Origin of the sequence: Pontibacterium sp. (assembly GCF_041587635.1) — a bacterium.
Classification (GTDB): Bacteria; Pseudomonadota; Gammaproteobacteria; order Pseudomonadales; family Balneatricaceae; genus Pontibacterium.
Genome location: NZ_JBFGYC010000677.1, coordinates 1 through 1,885 on the forward strand (window position 1 = coordinate 1; position 1,885 = coordinate 1,885).

2 protein-coding genes are annotated in these 1,885 nt (G+C 50.0%); one reads left to right on the forward strand and one right to left on the reverse strand.

Going from position 1 to position 1,885, the window contains the following annotated elements:
* Positions 1–637 (reverse strand): NAD(P)/FAD-dependent oxidoreductase (locus ABYW01_RS20615; protein ID WP_372836381.1); only part of this gene is annotated, 637 nt, incomplete at its 3' end.
* Positions 638–1,345: 708 nt separating this feature from the next.
* Between ABYW01_RS20615 and ABYW01_RS20620 the strand changes: the two genes are divergently transcribed.
* A partial coding sequence (locus tag ABYW01_RS20620) for a DNA translocase FtsK 4TM domain-containing protein (RefSeq protein ID WP_372836383.1) occupies positions 1,346–1,885 on the forward strand: 540 nt, incomplete at its 3' end.

Sequence of the window (1,885 nt, forward strand, 5' to 3'; positions counted from 1 at the left end):
CCAGAACTTCGTCAAGCTGGTGGTTCCAGATGATGTTTATGTTGCCGTTTTCTGCACGTTCGAACAGTTTGTCCTGCAGAATTTTTTCACAGCGCAAAGAATCGCGGCGGTGAATCAGTGTGACTTCAGCTGCAATGTTAGACAGGTAAAGCGCTTCTTCAACCGCGGTGTTACCACCGCCGATGACCGCGACTTTCTGACCACGATAGAAGAAACCATCACAGGTCGCGCACGCGGATACGCCTTTACCTTTAAATGCTTCTTCAGAATCCAGACCCAGGTACTGTGCAGACGCACCGGTAGAAATGATCAGGGAGTCACAGGTGTATTCGCCCATATCGCCTTTCAGGCGGAAAGGGCGGTTGCTCAGATCAGTTTCGTTGATGTGGTCGAACAGGACCTGTGTGTTGAAACGCTCTGCGTGAGCTTGCATGCGCTGCATGAGTTCAGGGCCTTGTACGCCATCAACGTCTCCAGGCCAGTTATCGACGTCAGTGGTGGTGGTCAACTGGCCGCCGGCCTGCATGCCGGTGATAACAATAGGGTTCAGGTTGGCACGGGCAGCGTATACCGCAGCGGTGTAACCGGCTGGACCGGAGCCCAGAATAATCAGACGGTGATGTTGTACTTCGCTCATGGTCATCCAAAATTCATACAGGTAGGGGTATGGCGAAAGGATAGGGGCGAAAAGTAAATTTTCAAGGCTAAGTGCCAAATTTATTTTGCAGTTGCTGCATTGGAGAGAATGGATGTATCGGGTTTGTGTGAAAAAATTGATCGGCCTTGGCGATGAATCTGGTCGTTGAGTCAATGTAGGTATCCTGAGCCCCGCGTGACATAAGCGGTTCGGGATCGGAGAGCGTTGGGTGGGTTTTTACGTGAGGCGATCTGGCTGGACGTGATGCGTGTATCGGCGTTTGAGAAGGGAGTAGCCATGCATACGTGAATAGATTGCGTCTTATGGCGTTTTGCTTGCCGGGTGTCGGTTTGCCGAGGTTGGCAAAGTGTTTGGAGGGCAAGCAGAGAGTTGCCGCGCCTGCTAAATATATTTACGGGTTCGTGATCCGTACTATGTTTAATGCGATGTCATATTATCCTGTGTTTTTGTATGCACCATTTACGGTTGTTTGTCATCGTGTCTCCTATCAGCGGTGGAACTTAGCAGCAGTGGATTGTCGTATTACTCTGTCTCAATATAACGAGGAATTCGCAAGTGAAACGATAATTGAGCAATCGTTACAGGCGGTGTGATGGGTGACATCATTCCCGTAACTCACTCACTTTATGGTATGGTTCGGATTGTGTGTGAAAGGTGTTGTAAGAGCTTGAAAGTGGAGAATTTCTGTTGAATTTAACCGACAAAGATCAGCTGCTTGAATTCCCGTCATTACTGGCGCGCGTATTTAAAGAGTCAGGGCTGATCATCATCATCGGTGTGAACCTGTTTTTGTTTCTGGCATTGCTGGGATATGACCCTCGTGATCCAGGTTGGTCCCACTTAGGCTATCAACCAGATGTGCGAAATTATACCGGGCAGGTTGGGGCATGGTTGGCTGACTTTGCGTTATCTGGCGTGGGGATCGCTGCCTATCTGATTCCGTTGTTGATTGTCCTGCCCGCCGTCCGCTTTTTGTTGCGTCGAGACGTTGGGCTGATGGATTCTGTGCCGTATTTTATTCTGCGCTCTGTCGGTGGTTTACTTGTGTTGGCGGGAGCCGCAGCGCTGGCGTCGACCCATTTTGATAACCAGGCGATGCAGCTGCCGTTTTCAGCCGGAGGCTTACTGGGAGAAGCCCTGTCTGATCAGTTTGTCAGTTTGTTCAGTGTTGTGGGTAGTTCTGTATTGCTGTTTACCTTGCTGTTGTTTGGCAGCACGCTGTTTATC